Below are 20,988 nucleotides of genomic sequence, written 5' to 3'. Positions count from 1 at the left end.
TTTACACCATGTCCCCGCGTGATACCGCCTTCCTGATCTTCGCCGATTGCAGCATGCTCGACTTCACCGGCCCCCTGTCGGCCTTCGATGCGGCCAACCGGGTGACGGGTCGCTCGCTGTATCGGCTCACGCTCCATTCCGAGGCGGGCGGACTGATCCGCAGTTCGGCCGGGGCCATGATCCAGACCGAACGCATCGGCCGCACCAGCTTCGATACGCTGGTGGTGGCGGGCGGTGGCGCCCCTCGCGAAGGCCTGGTGTCGGCCGAACTGCGGCGCTACATCGTACGGGCGGCTGCGCGCTCGCGACGCATCGCCGGCGTCTGCACCGGGGCCTTCGTGCTGGCGGCGGCGGGCGTGCTGGATGGCAAGCGGGCCACCACGCACTGGCGCATGGCGGCCAAGCTGCAACAGATGCATCCGCAGGTGATGGTGGACAGCGACCGCATCTATTCGCGCGATGGCAGTGTGTGGACCTCGGCCGGCATTTCCGCCGGTATCGACCTGGCACTGGCGCTCATCGAGGACGATCACGGAGCCGAACTGGCGCGCTCGGTGGCACGCGAGCTAGTGGTGTATTACCGCCGGCCGGGCGGCCAGTCGCAGTTCTCGGCGCTGCAGGAAATCGATGGCGGTTCCGAGCGCATCCGGCGCGCCCTGGCCTATGCCCGCGAACATCTGCAGCACGAGTTGACGGTGGATGTGCTGGCCGAGGTGGCCTGCCTGAGCCGCCGCCAGTTCGACCGCAGCTTCGCGGCCGAGACCGGCCAGACGCCGGCACGCGCCATCGAGCAGATGCGGGCCGAGGCGGCGCGGCTACGTATCGAACAATCGCAGGACACCCTGGAGAGCATCGCCCGCGCTACCGGGTTCGGAGACGCAGACCGCATGCGCCGGGTCTGCCTGCGCCTGTTCGGTCAGCCACCGCAGGCCATGCGGCGGCTGGCACGGCAGGAAGACGCCGGGTCGGAGCTCAGCGCGCCGTCAGGCGTACCCGGGTGATCTCGGAGGGCGCCAGCAGGCGCTTGGGCGGGCCCCAGTAGCCGGTACCCCGGCTGACGTAGATCCACAGGCCCTGCAGGCGCTTGAGGCCGGCCACATAGGGCTGTTGCAGCGGGACGAAGAAATTCCAGGGGAAGAACTGGCCGCCATGGGTATGACCCGACAACTGCAGGTCGTAGCCTGCTGCTGCGGCCGCCGTGGCGCTGCGCGGCTGGTGCGCCAGCAGGATGCGTGGATGATGGGCGGGCGCATCGGCGATGGCCGCCTGCGGATCGCTGCGGTGAGCCGGATCGAAGTGATGGGCGGTGTAGTCGGTGACCCCGGCCAGGACCAGCCCGGCATCCTCGTGGCGCAGTACCACGTGTTCGTTCATCAGCACGGTCACGCCCAGGCGACGCACCTCGTCTATCCATTCATGGGCATTGGAGTAGTACTCGTGATTGCCGGTGACGAAGTAGGCGCCGTGACGGGCACGCAATTGCGCCAGCGGCGCGGTGTGCGGTGCCAGCTGGCGCACGCTGCCATCGACCAGATCACCGGTGATGGCCACCACGTCCGGCTGCAAGGCGTTGACCTTGTCCACGATGGCCTGCAGGTAAGGCGCCTTGATGGTGGGGCCGACATGGATGTCGCTGATCTGGACGATGGTGAAGCCCTCCAACGCGGGCGGCAGGTTGGCGATGGGCACATCGACCTCGACCACGGCAGCGGTGCGGCGTGCATTGAGATAGCCGATGACCGTGGCCGCGGCGGTCAGGGCCAGCACCAGCCAGGCGGTCAGTTCCACCATCTCCTGCCGCTGGATGGGAGACAGCGAGGCCGCCAGCCAGGGCAGCAGCGCCAGCGCGATGGCGCGCAGCAAGGTCAGCAGCAGGGCCGAGGAAAACGCCCCCATGGCCAGCATCCCGGCCCAGGCCAGACGGTCGGACCAGGCTTCGGAAAGCCCGCGCCGCTTCAGGTAGGGCGCCGCCAGGGCCACGGGCATGAGCAGGAAGGACAGTGTCAGCGCCGCCGCGCCCAGTGCTATCCAGCCGGGGTGGATACTCAGGGCAGGCAGCAATTGCCAGCCTATCCAGGCATGCAGGGCGGCCAGCAGGCCGAGGATGATGAAGACGGAGCTGATGCTACGGCGCATGAGGGGCCTTTGGGAGAGAAAGCGGGGGGCGGCATTTCTTGCCAGAAAGAAAATAGATGGCGGTGGGAGACATGCTTTTCAAGCAATTTCTGCGAAAAGCTGCATAAATTCTTTGGAAAACTACCCAAAATCCAGTTGATCTGGCATTCGACTGAAGAAAAAGTCAGCTTCGGTCATGCAAGAAGACGTGTGGAGGAGGATAATATTGCTTTCATCCCCCCGTTTTTAATTCGCGCGACCTTGGTGGCTTCGGCCACATCGATGCCAGACACACGACATCGACCGGAGGCCGCGCCTGCATCATTGGAAGAGTTATTTTGAGTTCAAGCAAAACCAAACGCTGGCATGGCAACGTCGAGGCGATCAAGGCCGAATTCCTCAACGGCGTGATCACCCAGATGACCTCCTACGGCGACCGTGTCCATTTCAGCATGTTCGGTTCGGTGCAAAAGCCCCACTACGAAGTGATCAACAGCTTCGACAAGAAGATGGCCTTCGATGGCAATCACCACCTGCACCGCGCCGAGGAAACCGAATTCGGTCCCGGCAACGTCACTCCCATCTTCACGCTGGACCAGATCAAGCGCATCGTCGCCACCGGCGGCAGCGGTACCCGCAGCACTCCGCGCGCAGCCCGTGCGGCGTCGGCCCGCAGTGCGGCCGGCAGTGCTCGTCCGACCACCGCCGCGGCCCGCGCCCGGGAAGCGGTGGATGGCGAAAAGTACGCCTACTTCAAGGCCAACCGCCACATGCTGCCCGACGAAATCAACCAGCATTCCGATGAGATCAGCAAGCTGATGCTCAATGGCATGTCGGCTGAACAGGCGTTTGGCGAAGTCATTTCCAAGTACTTCGACTAAACCGGGCAAGCCCCGCTCTGGCCACGCGCCGGCAGCACCAATGACAATGGCCGGAGACATCGTCTCCGGCCATTTTTCATGCGGGGTCCCGGGCAGGGATCAATAGTATTCCGGCACGATCATCGAATCCGGCACCGGGTGGCGCTCGTAGTCCTCGTGGCGCTCGCGCTCGGGCAGCTGGATCGGCGCATGCGGCACTTCGGCATAGGGCATCTGCTGCAGCAGGTGCTGGATGCAGTTCAGGCGTGCCTTCTTCTTGTCCACCGCCTGCACCACCCACCACGGTGCTTCCGGAATGTGGGTACGCTCCAGCATCACTTCCTTGGCCTTGGTGTATTCCTCCCAGCGGCGGCGTGACTCCAGATCCATGGGGCTGAGCTTCCACTGCTTGAGCGGATCATGGATGCGCGAGAGGAAGCGCAGGTGCTGCTCTTCATCGGTGATGGAGAACCAGTACTTGATGACCTGGATGCCGGCACGGGTGAGCATGCGTTCGAACTCAGGCACCGAGCGGAAGAATTCCTCGTACTGCTCGTCGGTACAGAAGCCCATCACCCGTTCCACGCCGGCGCGGTTGTACCAGCTGCGGTCGAACAGCACGATCTCGCCAGCGGCCGGCAGGTGCGAGACATAGCGCTGGAAATACCACTGCGTGCGTTCGCGGTCGTTGGGAGCCGGCAGCGCGGCCACGCGTGCCACGCGGGGGTTCAGGCGCTGGGTGATGCGCTTGATCACGCCACCCTTGCCGGCCGCGTCACGGCCTTCGAATACGATCACCACCTTGTGGCCGGTCTGCACCACCCAGTCCTGCAGCTTGACCAGCTCGCCCTGCAGGCGGAACAGTTCGCGGAAATACAGGCGGCGGTATTCCTTTTCCTCTTCGCCATGGGCGCTGGAGAACTCACCGGTGACCGGGTCCACGGTACGGTCTTCCAGTTCCAGTTCCATTTCTTCGTCGTAGCTGTCGGCCAGTTCGCGGTGGACGCGCTTGACCAGTTCTTCCTTATCCATTGTTTCCTCGTGTGCAAGATAAAGCGGCGAACGCGGCACTCCCCTTCGCCGGAAAAGTGCGTGACAACATACCTGTCCATTGTGACCAAGCCGTGACAGGACGATAACACCGGCACCCAGCCTCGCCAATGCCGCTCCCATCCTGCGCCCAGGGAGGACGGCCCGCCTTGCGCCGGCGCAGGTGGCCCATGCGAAAATACGCTATAGTCCCCAAAACGATTCGGCATAACAGCATGACACTTACAGAACTCAAATACATCGTGGCCGTCGCGCGCGAAAAGCATTTCGGCCATGCAGCAGAAGCTTGTTTCGTCGCCCAGCCCACGCTGTCGGTGGCCATCAAGAAGCTGGAAGACGAACTTGGGGTCGTGATCTTCGAGCGCGGCGGGACCGAGGTCTCGGTCACGCCGCTGGGAGCGCAGATCGTGGCGCAGGCCGAACGCGTACTGGAGCAGACGGCGGCCATCAAGGAGATCGCCAACCAGAACAAGGACCCGCTATCGGGCCCGCTGCGCCTGGGCATCATCTATACCATCGGCCCCTACCTGCTGCCCTCGCTGGTCAAGACCATGATCGAGCGCGTGCCGCAGATGCCGCTGATCCTGCAGGAGAATTTCACCACCCGCCTGATCGAACTGCTGCGCCAGGGCGAACTCGATGCGGCCATCATGGCCCTGCCCTTCCCCGAGCACGGTCTGAACGTGCTGCCGCTGTACGACGAGGAATTCATGGTCGCCCTGCCGCGTCAGCACAAGTGGGCCGAACGCAAGGAAATCGACGCCCGCGAACTCAAGACAGAAACCATGCTGCTGCTGGGCAATGGCCACTGCTTCCGCGACCAGGTGCTGGAAGTCTGTCCCGAGATGTCGCGCTTCTCCACCAATGGCGACGGCATCGCCCGCACCTTCGAGGGCTCGTCGCTGGAGACGATCCGCCACATGGTGTCGTCCGGCATCGGCGTGACCGTATTGCCGCGCGCCTCCATCCCCGATGCCAACACCCGCGACGGCATGGTGCGCTACGTCCCCTTCGTGGCGCCGGCTCCCTCGCGCCGCGTGGTGATCGCCTGGCGCAAGAGTTTCACCCGGCAGGCCGCCATTGATGCCGTGCATCAGGCGGTGCTGGCGTGCAATCTCAATGGGGTGCAGATGCTGACGGAAGAAACGACGATCAGCTAAGGGCCAACGTCTGCGACCAGCGGTGCAATCTGCGTGTGGAGTAACGGCAGATCACGTTGCACCGTCTTCCAGACGACTTCCACGTCCACCTTGTCGTAGCCGTGCGAGACACGATTTCGCATCGTGTACATGACCAGCCAGGGGATGTGGTCATGTCGTGCGGCGAATTCGGGATCAACCCGCAGAATGTTGTTGGCAGCCTCGCCGATGATTTCGATATTGCGGATGACGGCGTCCTGTACCAGTTCGTTGGCGAGGAACACCAGTTCATCCATTTCTGCCGTGTAGCGGTCGATCCGCTCGATGGCATGCAGGATATGGCCGAGATAGCTCGCCACCCGCCCGGCCTTGTTCATACCGGAATTGCCTCGGAAAGTATCTGCCTGCGCATTTCCTCGGGCAAGGCTCTGGGCGTCAGCACATCCACGGACACCCCCAGCAGATGCTGCAATTCCACCTGAATGGCAGCCACGTCCATGAGCGAAGTTTCTGGCGTGGGATCAATCAGGATGTCGAGATCGCTGCCCTCGGTATCCTGGCCGTGTGCAACGGAGCCGAATACCCTGGCATTGAGGGCATGATGAGACTCGACCACATGGCGAATCGCGACACGGTGGCTGGCCAGGGCTTCAGAAGGCTTCATATCAGGCTTTCCCGGAATCAGGTCCGGGTCATGATAGGGCAAGCCTGCCCATCAGGCAATAACGCACCTGGACCAGCATGGGCAAGTCAGCCGATGCGACGCGTACTCTGCACATCAAACCAATGCACGTCCGTCGCGCCGAATGACGCACCGATATGCTGACCGGTACTGACCGGCACATTCGCAGGACAGCGCAGCACCAGCGCCTGGCCGCCGCAGCGCGCATGCACCAGCAGCTCGGCCCCCAGCGCTTCCACCAGTTCCACCTCCAGCGAAAGCTGCGCGGCCGAGCCGTCGAGGATGGGCAGCAGGTGCTCCGGACGTACGCCGAGGATGCGTTCCTGGCCCGCGGCAGCGCTTGCCGGCTGCGGCAGGCGGATGGTATCGGCCTCATCACCCTTGCTGACCTCGAAGCCGGTGCCATCCGCGCTGACCCTGCCCTGCAGCAGGTTCATCGGCGGCGAACCGATGAAGCTGGCCACAAAAGTGGTGGCCGGGCGCGCATACACCTCGGCCGGCGTGCCGATCTGCTCGGCCACGCCACGGTTCATGACGATCATGCGCTGGCCCAGGGTCATCGCCTCGACCTGGTCGTGGGTGACATACAGGCTGGTGGTGCGCAGGCTGGCGTGCAGCTTCTGGATTTCCAGGCGCATCTGCACGCGCAGCTTGGCATCCAGGTTGGAGAGCGGCTCGTCGAAGAGGAACACTGCAGGTTTCCTCACGATGGCGCGGCCCATGGCCACGCGCTGGCGCTGGCCGCCGGAGAGCTGGCGCGGAGTGCGCTCCAGCAACGCGCCCAGTTCCAGGATGGCGGCAGCACGCTGCACGCGCTCGTCGATCTCGCTCTTGGACAGGCCCTGGATCTTCAGGCCGTAGGCCATGTTCTGGTACACCGTCATGTGCGGATAGAGCGCATAGTTCTGGAACACCATGGCGATGTCGCGCTCCTTGGGTTCCAGGTCATTGACCACGCGCTCGCCGATGACGATCTGGCCGCTGCTGATGTCTTCCAGGCCCGCGACCATGCGCAGCAGTGTCGACTTGCCGCAGCCGGACGGGCCGACCATGACGATGAATTCGCCGTCGGCGATCTCGGCATCGATGCCATGGATCACGTCGACCGCCTTGGGGCCATTGCCGTAGGTCTTGCGGACTTGCTTGAGGTGGATTGCTGCCATGATGGTAAGCGCCGTCAATGGGCGTCGTAAATGATATGAATTATTTCTCGGAATCAACCAGGCCCTTGACGAACCATTTCTGCATCACGACCACCACCAGGCCGGGCGGCAGCATGGCCAGGATCATGGTGGCCATCACGAGGTTCCATTCCACGGCCGAATCGCCGCCGGAAATCAGGGTCTTGATGCCGATGCCGATCGGATACATGCCGGGATCGGTGGCGATGATCAACGGCCACAGGTACTGGTTCCAGCCATAGATGAACATGATCACGAAGAGCGCGATCACGTTGGTGCGCGACAGGGGCCACAGCACGTCCTTGAGGAAACGCAAGGGGCCGGCGCCATCGATGCGCGCCGCCTCGGCCAGTTCGTCCGGCACCGTCAGGAAGAACTGGCGGAACAGGAAGGTCGCCGTGGCCGACGCAATGAGCGGTACGCTCAGGCCGGCATAGCTGTTGAGCATGCCCAGATCGGATACCACCTGGTAGGTCGGCGTGATGCGCACCTCTACCGGCAACATCAGGGTGACGAAGATCATCCAGAAGAACAGGCCTCGACCGGGGAAGCGGAAGTACACGATGGCAAAGGCCGACAGCATGGAAATGGAAATCTTGCCGATGGCGATGATGAGCGCAGTGGCCAGGCTCACCCACAGCATGTGCAGGACCGGCGGCGCCGTGACCTGCCCGGATGCGCCCTTGAACAGCACGGCGCTGTAGTTGTTGAGCAGCTCCCCGCCCGGCACCAGCGACAGCGGCGACAGGGCCGATTGCTCGGCGGTCTGGGTACTGGCCACGAAGGCCACGTAGAGCGGAAAGAACACGATCAGCACCCCCAGCACCAGTACCACATGGCTGAGGAAATCGAGGATGGGGCGACGTTCGATCATGCTGCCACCTCCTGGCGGACAATCTTCATGGTGTTCATGGTGGTGAAAGCGTTCATGCGTATTGGACCTTCTTCTCGACGTACTTGAACTGCACCACCGTCAGCAGGATCACCAGCGCCATCAGCACCACCGACTGTGCCGCAGAACTGCCCAGGTCGCCGCCCTTGAAGCCATCGGAAAACACCTTGTAGACCAGGATCTCGGTGTCCTTGCCGGGACCGCCGTGGGTGGTGGCATCGACGATGACGAAGGTATCGAAGAAGGCATAGACCACGTTGACCACGAACAGGAAGAAGGTGGTCGGCGAGATCAGCGGGAAGACGATGGTGAAGAAGCGCTTGACCGGACCGGCGCCATCGATGGCGGCCGCTTCGATGAGCGACTTCGGAATCGACTGCAGGCCAGCCAGGAAGAACAGGAAGTTATAGCTGATCTGCTTCCAGATGGCGGCGATCACGATCAGGATCATCGCGTGCGTGCCGTTGATCATGTAGTCCCAGGGCAAGCCCAGCCAGCTCAGTACGTGGGAGAGGATGCCCAGCGAGGGACTGAGCAGGAACATCCACAGCACGCCCACCACCACCGGTGAGACCGCATAGGGCCAGATCAGGAAGGTCTTGTAGATTGAGGCGCCGCGCCGTACACGGTCGGCGAAGACTGCCAGCAGCAGCGACACCGCCAGGCCGAAGAAAGCCACCAGCGCCGAGAAGACCGCCGTGGTCCGGAACGATTCGAGGTAGGTCGGATCGCCGAAGAGGGTCTTGAAGTTGTCGAGCCAGACGAATTCGGAATAGCCGCCGAAGGCATCCTGCAACAGCATGGACTGGTACAGCGCCTGCGCGGCGGGCCAGAAAAAGAACAGCAAGGTGATCACGATCTGCGGCGCCACCAGCAGATAGGGCAACCACTTAGAGGTGAATCGCGCGCGTTTTTCCACGATCGTTCCTGCCGGGTTCCCCGGCGTCAAAGAAGTTTGAATGACTGGAAATGGAAACCGGCGATGGGCCCCGTTGCCGGAGCGCCATCGCCGCTTCCGGCCCCTTCATGCCGGTAGGCATGCAGGGGCGGGACTGACGGAATTACTGGTTACCCTTGTTGGCCTTTTCGAAGCGGACCAACAGTTCGTCACCACGCTTGACGGCCGAATCCAGGGCTTCCTTGGGGCTCTTCTTGCCGGTCCAGACGTTTTCCAGTTCCTCATCGAACACGGTACGGACCTGGGCGTAGTTGCCCAGGCGCAGACCGCGCGACTTGTCGGTGGTCTTGACGATCATCTGCTTGACGGCCACGTCGGTACCCGGATTGCGCTCATAGAAGCCGGACTTCTTGGTCAGCTCGTAGGCGGCCTTGGTTACCGGCAGGTAGCCGGTATCCTGGTGCCACTTGGCGGCCACTTCCGGCTTGGACAGATAGCTGAAGAACTTGGCCACGCCCTTGTACTCGTCGCCCTTCTTGCCGTTCATCACCCACAGCGAAGCACCACCGATGACGGTGTTCTGGGGTGCGCCCTGCACATCGTTGTAGTACGGCAGGGTGGCCACGCCGAACTTGAACTTGGCGTTCTTGCGGATATCGGCGTAGGCCGAGGAGGAACCGGTGATGATGGCGCATTCGCCCGCGTTGAACTTGGCATTGGCCTCGTCCTTGCGGCCGGCGTAGGTGAAGTAGCCCTGCTTGGCCCAGTTAGACAGGTTCTCGATATGGCGCACGTGCAGCGGGCTATTCATCTTCAAGCGTGCATCCAGGCCGCCGAAGCCGTTGTTCTTGGACGCCAGCTCGACGTTATGCCAGGTTGAAAACGATTCCAAATGCACCCAGGATTGCCAGGTCGTGGTGTAGGCACAGGAGGCGCCGCTGGCCTTGATCTTGGCGGCCATGCCAACGAATTCCTGCCAGGTCACGGGCGGCTTTTCGGGATCCAGGCCAGCCTTGGCGAACATGTCCTTGTTGTAGAACATGATGGTGGTGGAGCTGTTGAAGGGGAAGGACATCATGCCCTTGGGGGTCGAGTAGTAACCCGCCACGGCCGGCACGTAGTCGTTCTGGTCGAACTTCTCGCCGGCCTGGTGCATCACCTCGTACACCGGCTTGACCGCACCCTTGGCGTAGATCATGGTGGCGGTGCCCACTTCGAACACCTGCAGGATGTCCGGTGCATTGCCGGCACGGTAGGCGGCGATCGCAGCCGACATCGATTCGTCGTAGGTCCCCTTGTAGACGGGCACGACCTTGTAGTCGCTCTGGCTCTTGTTGAAGTCGTCGGCCAGGGCATTGACACGCTCGCCCAGGGCGCCGGTCATGGAATGCCACCAGCTGATCTCGGTGGCAGCGAAGGCGGAGGAAGTGATCGTCGCCAGGACACCGGTCGCGATCAGTGTTTTCATCATGTTCATCAGAGGGGACCTCTCAAAAAAGGGGTTTTGATGCTAACAACGCTCCATGACAGCGGCGTTACATTAGCGGCCCTTGCCGGCCACTGCAAAGGAAAAATCTGCGGCTATGCAGCACAAAACCTGGAAATGTCTCAAAACGGATAGGCTGTTTTTATAAAATTTATGTTTGATGCAGCTCACCACCAAAAAAGCACGACAGTGCGCAAACAGCGAGGCGAATTATAATGCGGACTTTCGTTTTTGCGGACATCGAATGGACAGGTTAAGGCTATACGCGCTGCTGGTACGCGCCCACAAACCCATCGGCATCCTGCTCTTGCTGTGGCCCACGCTGATCGCCCTGTGGCTGGCGGCAGGCGGCCCGCCGGACTGGCGCATCCTGCTGATCTACGTACTGGGCACCGCGCTGATGCGTTCGGCCGGCTGCGCCATCAATGACTACGCCGACCGCGACTTCGACCGCCACGTCAAGCGCACCGAGCAGCGGCCGTTGACGTCCGGCAAGATCAAGTCCTGGGAAGCCCTGATGGTGGCAGGTGTGCTGGCGCTGCTGTCCTTCCTGCTGATCCTGCCGCTCAACACACTGACCCTGCAACTGTCGGTGGCGGCGGTGATCATTGCGGCCACCTATCCCTACTTCAAGCGTTTCTTCGCCATTCCCCAGGCCTACCTGGGCATTGCCTTCGGCTTCGGCATCCCGATGGGGTTCGCCACGGTCACCGGCACGGTGCCGCTGGCAGCGTGGGTGCTGCTGGTGGCCAACATCTTCTGGGCCGTGGCCTATGACACCGAATATGCGATGGTGGACCGGGACGACGACCTGAAGATCGGCATCAAGACCTCCGCCATCACCTTCGGCCGCCACGATGTGCTGGCCGTGATGCTGTGCTACGCCGTGGCGCTGGCGCTGGTGTGGGTGGTCGGCCTGCAATACGGATTGGGCCTGTGGTTCTCGGCCGGCATGCTGGTGGCCTGCGGCTTCGCGCTGTATCACTACACCCTGATCCGCGAACGTGACCGCATGCGCTGCTTCGCGGCCTTCAACAACAACAACTGGCTGGGCGCGGCGATCTTCGCCGGCGTCGCGCTGGATTACCTGATGCGCTGAAGCGGCATCGGGCGCCGATACGAAAACAGGAGACGACATGGAAGCGCAATTCTGGCTGGAACGCTGGCGCGAAGGCCGCACGCATTTTCATCAGGAGCGCGTGACGCCCCTGCTGCAGAAATACTGGCCGCAACTGGCCTTGCCGGCCGGGAGTACGGTGTTGGTGCCACTGTGCGGCAAGTCGCTGGACATGCTGTGGCTGGCCCAGCAGGGGCACCGGGTGCTGGGCGTGGAACTGTCGGAACTGGCCATCACCCAGTTCTTCAGCGAGAACCAGCTCACACCGGCGATCCATGAAAGCGCCCAGGGCCGGCACTACGTGGCCGGCAACATCGAGCTGGTGTGTGGCGATATCTTCCTGCTGGAAGACGCCACCCTGGCGGCCTGTGCCGGCGCCTACGACCGTGCCGCCCTGATCGCCCTGCCGCCGGAGATGCGGGCGCGTTATGTCGCCGAGATCTATGGCCGCCTGCCGGCACAGGCCCGCAGCCTGCTGATCACGCTGGAATACGACCAGCAGAAGATGGATGGCCCGCCCTTCTCGGTGGCGGAAGAAGAAGTACAACGGCTCTACGCGCCGCACAGCGAAGCCGTGGCAATCGACCGCCGGGATATCCTGGAGAAGGAACCGAAGTTCCTGGAGCGCGGATTGACGGCGCTGGATACGGTGGTCTATCGCTTGCAGCGTGAGGGCTGACGCCGCGCGGACCTGTCTACACCTCAGCAGTGGTTCGCACCACCGTCACCCGGCTGATGAGGAATTCGCCATCCACCACCACACGGAACGGCACGCCGGTCACGTTGAAGCCGGGGCCACCGTCATCGTCCCAGGCCTGGGCGATGGCATCGAACTCGCTTGGACTCATCTGCAGCATCTGCGCGCTGATGACGAAGGTCGCACCGGTCTTCTGTTTTCTGACGATGTCTTCGAGCTTGGCCATGGGGTTTCCTGATTTTTCCTGAATCTGTGGTGAGGTGCAGCGCGCCGGTCAGCGTGCCGGCAGCAAGGCCATCACGTTGACCGGCTTGCCGTTGCGGCGGATTTCGAAATACAGCTTCACCTTGTTGGTATCGCTGTTGCCCATGGTGGCGATCTGCTGGCCGCGCGTGACCATCTGGCCTTCCTTGACCGTGATGCTCTTGTTGTGGGCATACACCGACAGCAGTTGCGGCGTGTGCTTGATGATCACCATGTTGCCGTAGCCACGGATGCCGTGACCCGCATAGGTGACCTTGCCTGCGGCCGCAGCCACCACCGATTGTCCGTCGCTGCCGGTGATGTCGATGCCCTTTTTGTAGCTGTCCGCGCTGGGGGCGGACTTTCCCTGGGTGGGCCACATCCAGTCCAGCTTGGCGTCGGCCGGGGCCGGGGCATCGTCGTCGTCCTTGGTCGCGGGCTTGGTGGCCGGTCGGGCCGCCGGCTTGCGGGTCGGGCTTGAGGACGCCGCAGGACGGCTGCTCTGACCGGCGCCGGTGCGCGCCACCACGCCGGCCGGTGGGCGCACCAGGATGCGCTGCCCGACCTCGAGGTCATCCGGATTACGCAACTTGTTCCAGGCGCGCAGGTTGCCCGGGTTCTGGTCGAAGTCGCGGCCGATGCTGTAGAGGGTATCGCCGCGCTTGACGGTGTAATAGCCATCGCTGTCGGCCGTGGATGCGCAACCGCCCAGCAGCAAGACTCCCGCCAGCAGGGCCGGCAGGGCTCCAGAAGAAACCGCCCGTCTCATCAGGCCTTTCCGAATTCGTCGCCCAGCTCCTTGCTGCGCGTGGCCGCTGCCTGCAGGGCCTGGACGATGGCGCCCTTCACGCCGGATTGCTCCAGGCTGGTCAGCGCCGCATAGGTGGTTCCCCCCTTGGAGGTGACGCGCTCGCGCAGGGTCGCCACCGATTCATCGGAACGACGCGCCAGTTCGGTGGCGCCGGCAAAAGTCGCCTTGGCCAGTTGCAGACCATCTTCACGCGACAGGCCCAATTGGGCTGCGGCCTGCTCCATCGCTTCAAGGAAGTAGAACACATAGGCGGGGCCGCTGCCCGACACGGCGGTGACGGCATCGAGCTGCTCTTCACTGCCCAGCCACAAGGTCTCTCCCACCGCCTTGAGGATGGAATCGGCCTGTGCGCGCTGCAGCGTGGAAACCTGCGCATGCGGCACCACGCCGGAGATGCCCTGGCCTATCAGCGCCGGGGTATTGGGCATGGCGCGCACGATGGCCTGATGACCATCCAGCCAGCGCTCCATGTCGACAATGCGGATGCCGGCGGCAATCGAGACAATCAGTTGCGCACCGATGAAGGGCTTGAGTGTGGCGACCACCTCGCGCATCTGCTGCGGCTTGACTGCCAGCACCACCACGTCCACGCCGGTGATGGCGCCATCGATGGCCTGCGCGGTGGAGACGCCGAACTTGTCCGCCAGCGACTTGAGCGCATCGGCATTGAGGTCGACCACGTGGATGTCTTCTGCCGCCGCGACCTTGCCGACCAGTCCGCCGATCAAGGCCGCTGCCATATTGCCGCCGCCGATAAACGCTATCTTCACTTCCGCTCCTTGTGTCTCGTAGATGGTGTATCCGGTGTATCGCCGGAATGGATATTGTGCTGGTCCGGCCCGCTCATGCGTAATGCCGGGCCCCGAAAATGGCGCTGCCGATGCGCACGATGCTGGCCCCTTCGGCCACGGCAGCGTCGAGATCGGCCGACATGCCCATGGACAGCGTGTCCAGCGCCAGACCGTCGGCGCGCAACTGCTCGAACAGCCGGCGCACGGCGGCGAAGGCGGCCCGCTGCGCGGCCTGGTCTTCGCTGGGTGCCGGGATCGCCATCAGGCCGCGCAGGCGCAATCGGGGCAGGCGCGCCACCTCCACCGCGACTGCGGGCAGTTCCTGCGGCGTCAGGCCACTCTTGCTTTCTTCACCACTGATATTGACCTGCAGACAGATGTCCAGCGGTGCCAGTTCCGCAGGCCGCTGTTCGGACAGGCGCTGGGCGATCTTCAGGCGGTCCACCGAATGCACCCAGTCGAAGTGCTCGGCGATGGGCCGCGTCTTGTTGCTCTGGATGGGGCCGATGAAATGCCACTCCAGCATCACACCGGGCGCCAGGGCCGGCATGGCGGCCATCTTGTCCAGCGCTTCCTGCAAATAGTTTTCGCCGAAGGCCCGTTGCCCGGCCTGCACCGCTTCCAGCACGGCCTCAGGGCCGAAGGTCTTGGAGACGGCCAGCAATCGTACCGATGCCGGGTCACGTCCCGCTTTTTCGACGGCGCGGGCGATCTGTTGTTGCACCTGTTGCAAGTGTTGAGCGATTGACGACATAATCCGGGGCCGGAAGGGGCGAGCCTGCGGGGAAATAAACAGATTGATAGTGTGATCCTTGCCGGAATTATAAATGGACATTGCCACCCTACTGGCATTTGCCGTCAGAAATCAGGCCTCCGACCTGCATCTTTGCGCAGGCCTGCCCCCAGCGCTGCGGGTCCACGGCGCCATCCGTCGCATCAACCTCCAGCCCATCGATACTGCCCGTCTGCGGCAGTTGCTGCTGGAGTGGATGCCGCCGCCCTGCCAGCAGCGCTATGCCGAAGGCGGCGAATGCGACTTTGCCCTCGATCTGCCGACATTGGGACGTTTCCGCGTCCACGCCTTCCACCAGCAACGCGGCCCGGCCGCTGCCATCCGCCATCTCGGGCGCGAGCCCCCTGCCCTGGCTTCCCTAGCCGCGCCCCCGTTGTGCGCCGAACTGGCGCTGCGTCCACATGGCCTGGTGCTGGTCACGGGTGCCACCGGGGCCGGCAAGAGCACGACGCTGGCCGCCATGCTCCGTCACATCAACGAAGAGCGCGCGGTCCACATCCTGACCATCGAGGACCCCATCGAGTTCGTGCATGAACCACGCCGCGCACTGATCAGCCAGCGCGAAATCGGCACCCATACCGCCGATGTCGCACAGGCACTGCGTGCCGCCCTGCGCGAAGACCCGGACGTGCTGCTGGTTGGCGAACTGCGTGATGCCGACACCATCCGCCTGGCCCTGTGCGCCGCCGAGACCGGTCATCTGGTGCTGGGGACGCTGCACACCGCCTCAGCGGCGCGGACCATGGATCGCATGATCGATGCCTTCCCGGCCGTCGAACAGGAAGCCGTCCGCGGCATGCTGGCCGAATCGCTACAGGGCGTGATCGCGCAGACCCTGCTCCCCACCACCGACGGCAATGGCCGGGTAGCGGCCCACGAACTGCTGGTGGCGACCCCGGCCGTGCGCAACCTGATCCGCGAGGGACGCAGCGCGCAACTGCTCTCGGCAATGCAGTCGGGTGCGGCGCACGGGATGCAGACGCTGCAGGCCGGCCTGGCCCAGCTGCTCCAGCAGGGCCGTATCAGCGAGCGCACGGCACGGGAGCATATGCCATAGGCCCATGCAGCCAGCGATCTGGCGGTTTAGAATGGCGGCGACAAAATCACGGGAAATCCAAAGGACCAGCACATGACCACTCTCTACGATTTCCAGCCCCGGCTGGCAGACCAGACCACCTTCCCGCTGGAGCAACTGCGCGGCAAGGTGCTGCTCATCGTCAATACCGCCAGCAAATGCGGTTTCACACCGCAATACAACGGTCTGGAAGCGATCCACCGCCAGTTCCATGCGCGTGGTCTGGAAGTGATGGCCTTCCCCTGCAACCAGTTCGGCGCCCAGGAGCCAGGCAATGCCGATGAAATCGGCGCCTTCTGCGAAAAGAACTACGGCGTCAGCTTCCCGTTGTTCGCCAAGATCGATGTCAATGGCGAGCAAGCCGATCCTCTGTTCCAGTATCTCAAGAAGGAAGCACCCGGTCTCCTGGGTAGCAAGGCCATCAAGTGGAATTTCACCAAGTTCCTGGTGCGCCGCGACGGCGGCGTCTTCAAGCGCTATGCACCACAAACGCGTCCGGAGGAAATCGTCTCCGATATCGAAGCGCTCCTGGCCGAGTAAGTCGTCCTCACGGCAATTCGCGGATGATGCGGTAGTCGGCGTCGTGCACGGGCACGAAATGGGTAGCCCGCAAGCTATCCAGCGTGAGCTTGACCCGTAGCGAGTTCTTGTCCAGGAATACCGCGCGAATCTTGTTGCGGATGTCGGCGCACAGCTGCCCACGATAGACGAATGGGTCGAAAGGAATCGGGGCCGAGCGCCATAACACGCGCAGGTCACTCTTCCTGAGCCTGCCGTCGCTGATCATCCGGGAGAGATTGGTGCTGGCCACGAAAGCCGCATCGGCATGGTGGTTCAGTACCGCCATCACCGATTGCTCGTGGTTGCCCGCATAACCGACGCGGGAAAAATACCTGTCCAGCTGCAGCTTGTATTGACGCGCAAAAAGGTGCCGCGGAATCAGCGCGCCCGAAGTGCTGTCGGGATCGGCCAGCGCCAGCACCTTCCCGGCCAACGAGGCCACGCTGTCATACGGCCCCTGCGAGCGCGTCACCAGCAACGAGTAATACACCGACGACACGCCGCGCTGCACGGCGAAATTGGGTTCCATCTGTTCCATCGACGCAAATGGCGTGATCTGCGGGTCCCCCTTGTGGGCGGTCACGTACGAGGCCGGCCCCAGCCGCGCCACATCGACCGCGCCAGCGATCAGGCCTTCGATCACGCCACCGTAGGAAGTCGGGATCACCACATCGACCGGCATCTTCAAATGCTCCCGCAATTCATCGATCAGAGGATTGAGCGCAGTCTGCTGCTCGCTGTCCCGCCCCTGCGGCACGAAGGAAACGCGCAAGCGCTGCGGCCGCTCGCAGGCGCCCTTGGCCACGACCAGCGCAGGCGTCGCGGCGAGCGTAAAAAGTAGCGCCAGCGTGGCGCCCAACATGCGCATCGGCCGCTCTGTCGGCAGACCAGAGAAGAGCGTCTTCATGTGACCTCGAACCTGCCTTTCTGCAAGAGCGGCGCCAGTTGCGCCGCCGAGACCGGACGTTGCAGGTAAAAGCCTTGCACCTCATCGCAACCCATCAGTTTCAGGTGCATCAGCTGCTCCTTGGTTTCCACGCCTTCGGCTACCACCTTCAGCCCCAGGTTACGCGCCAGCGTGACGGTGGAGGCCACGATCATGCCGTCGCTGTTGTCATTGCGGATGTCGCGCACGAAGGAGCGATCGATCTTCAGCGCATACACAGGCAGCGCCTTGATGTGGCTGAGGCTGGAGTAGCCGGTGCCATAGTCGTCCAGGTAGATCTTCAAGCCCTCATCACGCAGTTTTTCCAGGGTCTGGCGCGCCTGCTCCAGGTCGGTGATGAAGCAGCTCTCGGTCACCTCGATCTCCAGCAGTTCGGCACTCAGGCCGTGGCGGCGCAAGGCATCGCGGAAGGTCTCGATCAGGCGCTCGTCATTCAACTGCTTGGCCGAGACATTGATCGCCACCGGCATCAACGGCAGACCATCGGCGCGCCATTGCGCCAGTTGCCGGCACACTGCCTCGATGATCCAGTGGCCCAGCGGCTGCACCAGATCGTGGGTCTCGGCCAGGCCGATGAATTCGCCAGGATAGATCAGGCCATGCTCCGGATGTTGCCAGCGGATCAGGGCTTCCATGCCGACCACCCGATAATCCTGCAGCGCCACCTTGGGCTGGTAGTGCAGGCAAAACTCGTTATCCCGAAGCGCCTGGCGGAAGCGTCCCAGCAGTTCCAGCCCGCGCACGGCGATGGCATTGAGCGAGGCATCGTAGAAACGATACAGGCCGCTACCGGCGCTCTTGGCGGTGTACATGGCCGAATCGGCGTTGGTCATCAGCGCCTCGATACTCTGCCCATCGCGCGGATAGAGCGCGATGCCGATGCTGGGTGCCGTCTCGACATCGCAGCCCAGCAGGTCGAGGTAGGGTGTACGCAGGGTGTCGACCAGCTTGTCGGCGATCTCCGCCACGATTTCCTCATTGCGGATTTCCGAGACCAGAACCACGAATTCATCTCCCCCCAGGCGCGCCACCAGATCGTATTCGCGCACGGCTGCACGCAGCCTCCGCGCCACCTCCTGGAGCAACGCGTCGCCCACGGCGTGGCCCAGGGTATCGTTGATCAGCTTGAACTTGTCGAGATCGAGGAAGAACAGCGCATACAGATTGCGACTGCGCCGGGCCCGCGACAATTCGGTCGCTGCCAGTTCATAGAACAGCATACGATTGGGAATGCCGGTCAGGTAATCGTGCGAGGCAAGCTGGTAGGCGCGGCTCTTTTCCTGTTCCAGCTGATGGATCAGCCCGCTCTTCTCCCGCTCCGAGTAGAGCAGCTTGTCATAGAGATAGCGGCGCCGGTGCGCCATGCTGATCAAGCCCCCCGACAAGGCCACCACCAGCAGCGAAATCAGGATCGCCTGCAGGTAATACTGGCGATGCGCCGGCCACAGCTTGCCCAGCAATACCTGCGGATCGCGGCTCACCACCACGGCCAGCGGATAGTGGGCCAGGCGCCGCTGCACGCCCACATGCTGCACCTGGTCACCCGGGCGCAAGGCGTGGATCAGGCCATCCCCCTTGCCGGTGAGCAGAAAGGTGGCGTAGTCCTGGCCGGCATAATTGGATCCACCGGAGAGGATGCCACCGGACAATTCCGCCAGTTGCAGGCCAGCCGCGTTGATGATCTCGATGCGGCTGGCGCCGTCCACACTCACTTCCTGGTAGGTCTTCAGGAAATAGCCCAGATCGAGGATGGCCGCGAAGAAGCCTTGCAGCGCGCCCTTGCCATCCTGCAAGGGAATCAATAGCGGCACGCGCCAACTGTAGCCCTCGCGGTCCATGGGGGGCTTGATGATCATGGCGCTCTGCTCGGACGTCGCCGTGAGCGAACTCATGTAGCCGGCGTTGATGAGCCGGCTCAGCTCCGGCTCGCTCTTCTGGCGCGACGACGAATAGACCAGCCGACCACGCGCATCGAACATGGCCACGCGCAGGTAGGCTGAATCGCCGTTGAACAGTGGATTGAAATAGGCCGACGATGATTGCTCGCCATTGAGCATCGATTGGCCGATGCGCGAGTACAGCAGGGTCTTGCCCAGCACCTCATCCAGGTTGGCCGAGACAATGGCGGCAACATTGCGGCTGTCTGCGATGGAGCCGGCGATGGCGAGCTGCTTTTCGTTCTCGATGCGGATGATGGTGAAGTACCACACCAGCGACAGCACGCCGGCGGCAAGCAGCACCAGCCCCGCCGACACGCCTCTGCCCGCGAGCAGTCTGGTCAGCATCCCTTTCGGCTCGAACGATAACGGCTTACGCAATCCCCACCCACTTGAACATGGCGCCGACCCGGCGGCGCTTGGCTAAACCCTTTTTGACTGGGTGAGGGTAATGGGGATTTATGTCAAGTTGATGACAAGCATCATTTCCACCTTGACCGGCGCCCGGACCGCACCCTGAAACCAAAATTCAAATAGACATTGCATTTCTGCTTAACCTGACTAAGCTGTCCTTGGGGATAAAACACGAACAAAAACCATGGGGGAACAATGCGCACACTGTCGCCATATCGGGGCCTTGGGGTCTTGCTCTGCTTGCCTTTCCTGAGTGCCTGCACGCATGTCTATCAACCATATTCGGTCCACTCGCTGAGTTCGCTGGATTTGTCCAAGACCTACGAAAACCTCAAGAGCAAGACCGGTACGTTGATTACCGAGCAAAAATGTTATGCCCCTCTGAGTGCAGCCGATCAAGCCACTCTAGGTAGCCTGTGCACGCAGCAGCGTAATCTAGCCGTCTCGGCACTGGTGATGACTTCCGCCGAGGAATGCCTGCGCTACCGACGTGGACTATACGGTACGGAAGCATCGTGGAATATTGCGCTGGGAACTACCACCAGCCTGTTTGCCGGTGCAGCCGCAGTCGCCGGCAGTGCACAGGGCAAGTCCATCCTCGGCGCGCTGGCGCTGTTCAGCAATTCCGAACGCTCATTGATCAACGAGACGGTCTACAAGCAGATGCTCGTGACCGCGGTTGATAAGAAGATCGTCGAGATGCGCGATACTAAAATGCTGGCGATCTATGGCTCCATGCAGGGTGATGTGAACGTCTATCCCATCTATCGGGCATTCGGGGATGTCATCGATCTCCACAACACCTGCTCCTTCGTGGACGGATTGCAGAAGGCACTGGAAGAAGGCACCCAGGGGACATCCGCACAACGCATCATGCGGCTCAAGCAGACCCTGCAAGGCTTGGTGGCCGAACGAGATGCCACCGTCGCCGCCGGCAAGACCGAGGATGCGGAAGCGATCAAGAAGCGGATAGAAGGTGTCAGGACTGAGTTGTCCGTGGAAGAGAAGAAATGAGATGGAGAGTAGTGAACAAGAGCTTCCTCCTGCCCGAAAGAAAAACGCCACGGCAAACCGTGGCGTTACTGGCGCAAACGGCAGATCAGTTCTTGCTTTGATCGACCAGCTTGTTGGCCTTGATCCAGGGCATCATGGCGCGCAGCTTCTCGCCCACGATTTCGATCTGGTGTTCGGCGTTGATGCGACGACGCGACATCAGGGTCGGCGCACCGGCCTTGTTTTCCAGGATGAAGCTCTTGGCGTATTCGCCGGTCTGGATGTCTTCCAGCACCTTCTTCATCGC

The 20,988-nt window shown here is 62.6% G+C and carries 23 protein-coding genes and 1 pseudogene; 9 read left to right on the top strand and 15 right to left on the bottom strand.

All coding sequences use genetic code 11. The annotated features are described in order from the left end of the window. Positions 1 to 8 precede the first annotated feature (8 nt). Positions 9 to 1,001 (top strand): GlxA family transcriptional regulator, encoded by a 993-nt coding sequence (locus BTM36_RS05080; RefSeq protein ID WP_077235437.1) that lies wholly within the window; start codon positions 9 to 11, stop codon positions 999 to 1,001. Here BTM36_RS05080 and BTM36_RS05075 read toward each other — a convergent pair. Further along, positions 973 to 2,136 (bottom strand): metallophosphoesterase, encoded by a 1,164-nt coding sequence (locus BTM36_RS05075; protein WP_077235436.1) that lies wholly within the window; start codon positions 2,134 to 2,136, stop codon positions 973 to 975. The genes BTM36_RS05080 and BTM36_RS05075 overlap by 29 nt on opposite strands. A 9-nt stretch (positions 2,137 to 2,145) precedes the next feature. Between BTM36_RS05075 and BTM36_RS27670 the strand changes: the two genes are divergently transcribed. Together BTM36_RS27670 and BTM36_RS05070 are read left to right on the top strand one after the other, a co-directional pair. Next, positions 2,146 to 2,457 (top strand): hypothetical protein, encoded by a 312-nt coding sequence (locus BTM36_RS27670; protein ID WP_139347079.1) that lies wholly within the window; start codon positions 2,146 to 2,148, stop codon positions 2,455 to 2,457. Then, positions 2,454 to 2,996, top strand: a complete 543-nt coding sequence (locus BTM36_RS05070; protein WP_006462028.1) for a hypothetical protein — start codon at positions 2,454 to 2,456, stop codon at positions 2,994 to 2,996. Before BTM36_RS27670 ends, BTM36_RS05070 begins: the two co-directional genes overlap by 4 nt. 99 nt (positions 2,997 to 3,095) lie before the next feature. On the opposite strand, the gene ppk2 is transcribed toward BTM36_RS05070, so the two are convergent. Next, entirely contained in the window at positions 3,096 to 4,007 is a 912-nt protein-coding gene (gene ppk2 / locus BTM36_RS05065) for a polyphosphate kinase 2 (RefSeq protein WP_006462027.1), read from the bottom strand. A 233-nt stretch (positions 4,008 to 4,240) separates the two neighbouring features. Here ppk2 and BTM36_RS05060 point away from each other — a divergent pair, with 233 nt between their 5' ends. Next, entirely contained in the window at positions 4,241 to 5,185 is a 945-nt protein-coding gene (locus BTM36_RS05060) for a LysR substrate-binding domain-containing protein (protein ID WP_006462026.1), read from the top strand. Here the strand turns inward: BTM36_RS05060 and BTM36_RS05055 are convergent. The 6 genes from BTM36_RS05055 to ugpB form a co-directional block, all read right to left on the bottom strand. Further along, the gene (locus tag BTM36_RS05055) at positions 5,182 to 5,541 is read right to left on the bottom strand and encodes a DUF86 domain-containing protein (RefSeq protein WP_006462025.1); all 360 of its coding nucleotides are present in this window, start codon (positions 5,539 to 5,541) and stop codon (positions 5,182 to 5,184) included. The two genes, BTM36_RS05060 and BTM36_RS05055, sit on opposite strands and share 4 nt — an antisense overlap. After that, positions 5,538 to 5,828: a nucleotidyltransferase family protein gene (locus BTM36_RS05050; protein WP_077235435.1), complete on the bottom strand. Its 291-nt coding sequence runs from the start codon at positions 5,826 to 5,828 to the stop codon at positions 5,538 to 5,540. The genes BTM36_RS05055 and BTM36_RS05050 overlap by 4 nt, the downstream gene beginning before the upstream one ends. 86 nt (positions 5,829 to 5,914) lie before the next feature. Then, on the bottom strand, positions 5,915 to 7,009 hold the full coding sequence (locus BTM36_RS05045) for a sn-glycerol-3-phosphate import ATP-binding protein UgpC (RefSeq protein WP_077235434.1): 1,095 nt from the start codon (positions 7,007 to 7,009) through the stop codon (positions 5,915 to 5,917). Between the two features lie 40 nt (positions 7,010 to 7,049). After that, positions 7,050 to 7,901 (bottom strand): sn-glycerol-3-phosphate ABC transporter permease UgpE, encoded by an 852-nt coding sequence (gene ugpE, locus BTM36_RS05040; RefSeq protein WP_077235433.1) that lies wholly within the window; start codon positions 7,899 to 7,901, stop codon positions 7,050 to 7,052. Between the two features lie 52 nt (positions 7,902 to 7,953). Further along, positions 7,954 to 8,838, bottom strand: a complete 885-nt coding sequence (gene ugpA / locus BTM36_RS05035) for a sn-glycerol-3-phosphate ABC transporter permease UgpA (RefSeq protein WP_006462021.1) — start codon at positions 8,836 to 8,838, stop codon at positions 7,954 to 7,956. A gap of 142 nt (positions 8,839 to 8,980) precedes the next feature. Continuing rightward, a complete protein-coding gene (ugpB, locus tag BTM36_RS05030; protein ID WP_006462020.1) occupies positions 8,981 to 10,294 on the bottom strand; it encodes a sn-glycerol-3-phosphate ABC transporter substrate-binding protein UgpB in 1,314 nt (437 codons plus the stop codon). Positions 10,295 to 10,547: 253 nt separating this feature from the next. Between ugpB and ubiA the strand changes: the two genes are divergently transcribed. Continuing rightward, positions 10,548 to 11,402 carry a 4-hydroxybenzoate octaprenyltransferase gene (gene ubiA / locus BTM36_RS05025; protein WP_006462019.1) on the top strand — a complete coding sequence of 285 codons (855 nt, stop codon included), beginning with the start codon at positions 10,548 to 10,550 and terminating at the stop codon, positions 11,400 to 11,402. 37 nt (positions 11,403 to 11,439) lie between these two features. Next, entirely contained in the window at positions 11,440 to 12,099 is a 660-nt protein-coding gene (locus BTM36_RS05020; protein WP_077235432.1) for a thiopurine S-methyltransferase, read from the top strand. Positions 12,100 to 12,115: 16 nt separating this feature from the next. On the opposite strand, the gene BTM36_RS05015 is transcribed toward BTM36_RS05020, so the two are convergent. From BTM36_RS05015 to BTM36_RS05000, 4 genes are all read right to left on the bottom strand, one after another. Further along, the gene (locus tag BTM36_RS05015; RefSeq protein WP_077235431.1) at positions 12,116 to 12,343 is read right to left on the bottom strand and encodes a hypothetical protein; all 228 of its coding nucleotides are present in this window, start codon (positions 12,341 to 12,343) and stop codon (positions 12,116 to 12,118) included. 48 nt (positions 12,344 to 12,391) lie between these two features. Next, positions 12,392 to 13,129 (bottom strand): peptidoglycan DD-metalloendopeptidase family protein, encoded by a 738-nt coding sequence (locus tag BTM36_RS05010; protein ID WP_077235430.1) that lies wholly within the window; start codon positions 13,127 to 13,129, stop codon positions 12,392 to 12,394. Beyond that, complete coding sequence (gene proC / locus BTM36_RS05005; RefSeq protein ID WP_006462011.1) at positions 13,129 to 13,941, bottom strand: pyrroline-5-carboxylate reductase; 813 nt, start codon at positions 13,939 to 13,941, stop codon at positions 13,129 to 13,131. Before proC ends, BTM36_RS05010 begins: the two co-directional genes overlap by 1 nt. 73 nt (positions 13,942 to 14,014) lie before the next feature. Further along, positions 14,015 to 14,716: a YggS family pyridoxal phosphate-dependent enzyme gene (locus BTM36_RS05000; protein ID WP_077235429.1), complete on the bottom strand. Its 702-nt coding sequence runs from the start codon at positions 14,714 to 14,716 to the stop codon at positions 14,015 to 14,017. Between the two features lie 73 nt (positions 14,717 to 14,789). Between BTM36_RS05000 and BTM36_RS04995 the strand changes: the two genes are divergently transcribed. Next, complete coding sequence (locus BTM36_RS04995; RefSeq protein ID WP_077235428.1) at positions 14,790 to 15,812, top strand: type IV pilus twitching motility protein PilT; 1,023 nt, start codon at positions 14,790 to 14,792, stop codon at positions 15,810 to 15,812. Between the two features lie 72 nt (positions 15,813 to 15,884). Next, entirely contained in the window at positions 15,885 to 16,370 is a 486-nt protein-coding gene (locus BTM36_RS04990) for a glutathione peroxidase (protein WP_077235427.1), read from the top strand. Positions 16,371 to 16,377: 7 nt separating this feature from the next. Here the strand turns inward: BTM36_RS04990 and BTM36_RS04985 are convergent, their stop codons facing one another. After that, positions 16,378 to 17,298, bottom strand: coding sequence for a phosphate/phosphite/phosphonate ABC transporter substrate-binding protein (locus tag BTM36_RS04985; RefSeq protein WP_254426929.1), 921 nt, complete (start codon positions 17,296 to 17,298; stop codon positions 16,378 to 16,380). Then, positions 17,295 to 19,580: an EAL domain-containing protein gene (locus tag BTM36_RS04980; protein ID WP_077235593.1), complete on the bottom strand. Its 2,286-nt coding sequence runs from the start codon at positions 19,578 to 19,580 to the stop codon at positions 17,295 to 17,297. The genes BTM36_RS04985 and BTM36_RS04980 overlap by 4 nt, the downstream gene beginning before the upstream one ends. Before the next feature lie 417 nt (positions 19,581 to 19,997). On the opposite strand from BTM36_RS04980, the gene BTM36_RS04975 reads away from it, so the two are divergent. After that, positions 19,998 to 20,702 (top strand): hypothetical protein, encoded by a 705-nt coding sequence (locus tag BTM36_RS04975; RefSeq protein WP_139347078.1) that lies wholly within the window; start codon positions 19,998 to 20,000, stop codon positions 20,700 to 20,702. Between the two features lie 85 nt (positions 20,703 to 20,787). Here the strand turns inward: BTM36_RS04975 and BTM36_RS04970 are convergent. Further along, positions 20,788 to 20,988: pseudogene (locus BTM36_RS04970) on the bottom strand (ketol-acid reductoisomerase); the annotation flags it as partial.

Origin of the sequence: Herbaspirillum sp. VT-16-41 (assembly GCF_001994935.1) — a bacterium.
Lineage (GTDB): Bacteria > Pseudomonadota > Gammaproteobacteria > Burkholderiales > Burkholderiaceae_D > Herbaspirillum > Herbaspirillum frisingense.
This window is presented reverse-complemented; position numbering and strand designations above follow the sequence as displayed.

Excerpts from the sequence above, each read along its gene's own strand:
- BTM36_RS05045 (WP_077235434.1), bottom strand. The coding sequence starts at position 7,009 with ATGGCAGCAATCCACCTCAAGCAAGTCCGCAAGACCTACGGCAATGGC.
- BTM36_RS05060 (WP_006462026.1), top strand. The coding sequence starts at position 4,241 with ATGACACTTACAGAACTCAAATACATCGTGGCCGTCGCGCGCGAAAAG.
- BTM36_RS05020 (WP_077235432.1), top strand. The coding sequence starts at position 11,440 with ATGGAAGCGCAATTCTGGCTGGAACGCTGGCGCGAAGGCCGCACGCAT.
- BTM36_RS05050 (WP_077235435.1), bottom strand. The coding sequence starts at position 5,828 with ATGAAGCCTTCTGAAGCCCTGGCCAGCCACCGTGTCGCGATTCGCCAT.
- ppk2 (WP_006462027.1), bottom strand. The coding sequence starts at position 4,007 with ATGGATAAGGAAGAACTGGTCAAGCGCGTCCACCGCGAACTGGCCGAC.
- BTM36_RS04990 (WP_077235427.1), top strand. The coding sequence starts at position 15,885 with ATGACCACTCTCTACGATTTCCAGCCCCGGCTGGCAGACCAGACCACC.
- BTM36_RS05015 (WP_077235431.1), bottom strand. The coding sequence starts at position 12,343 with ATGGCCAAGCTCGAAGACATCGTCAGAAAACAGAAGACCGGTGCGACC.
- BTM36_RS05010 (WP_077235430.1), bottom strand. The coding sequence starts at position 13,129 with ATGAGACGGGCGGTTTCTTCTGGAGCCCTGCCGGCCCTGCTGGCGGGA.
- BTM36_RS05055 (WP_006462025.1), bottom strand. The coding sequence starts at position 5,541 with ATGAACAAGGCCGGGCGGGTGGCGAGCTATCTCGGCCATATCCTGCAT.
- BTM36_RS05000 (WP_077235429.1), bottom strand. The coding sequence starts at position 14,716 with ATGTCGTCAATCGCTCAACACTTGCAACAGGTGCAACAACAGATCGCC.
- BTM36_RS05080 (WP_077235437.1), top strand. The coding sequence starts at position 9 with ATGTCCCCGCGTGATACCGCCTTCCTGATCTTCGCCGATTGCAGCATG.
- ubiA (WP_006462019.1), top strand. The coding sequence starts at position 10,548 with ATGGACAGGTTAAGGCTATACGCGCTGCTGGTACGCGCCCACAAACCC.
- ugpB (WP_006462020.1), bottom strand. The coding sequence starts at position 10,294 with ATGAACATGATGAAAACACTGATCGCGACCGGTGTCCTGGCGACGATC.
- ugpE (WP_077235433.1), bottom strand. The coding sequence starts at position 7,901 with ATGATCGAACGTCGCCCCATCCTCGATTTCCTCAGCCATGTGGTACTG.
- BTM36_RS04985 (WP_254426929.1), bottom strand. The coding sequence starts at position 17,298 with ATGAAGACGCTCTTCTCTGGTCTGCCGACAGAGCGGCCGATGCGCATG.
- BTM36_RS04995 (WP_077235428.1), top strand. The coding sequence starts at position 14,790 with ATGGACATTGCCACCCTACTGGCATTTGCCGTCAGAAATCAGGCCTCC.
- BTM36_RS05075 (WP_077235436.1), bottom strand. The coding sequence starts at position 2,136 with ATGCGCCGTAGCATCAGCTCCGTCTTCATCATCCTCGGCCTGCTGGCC.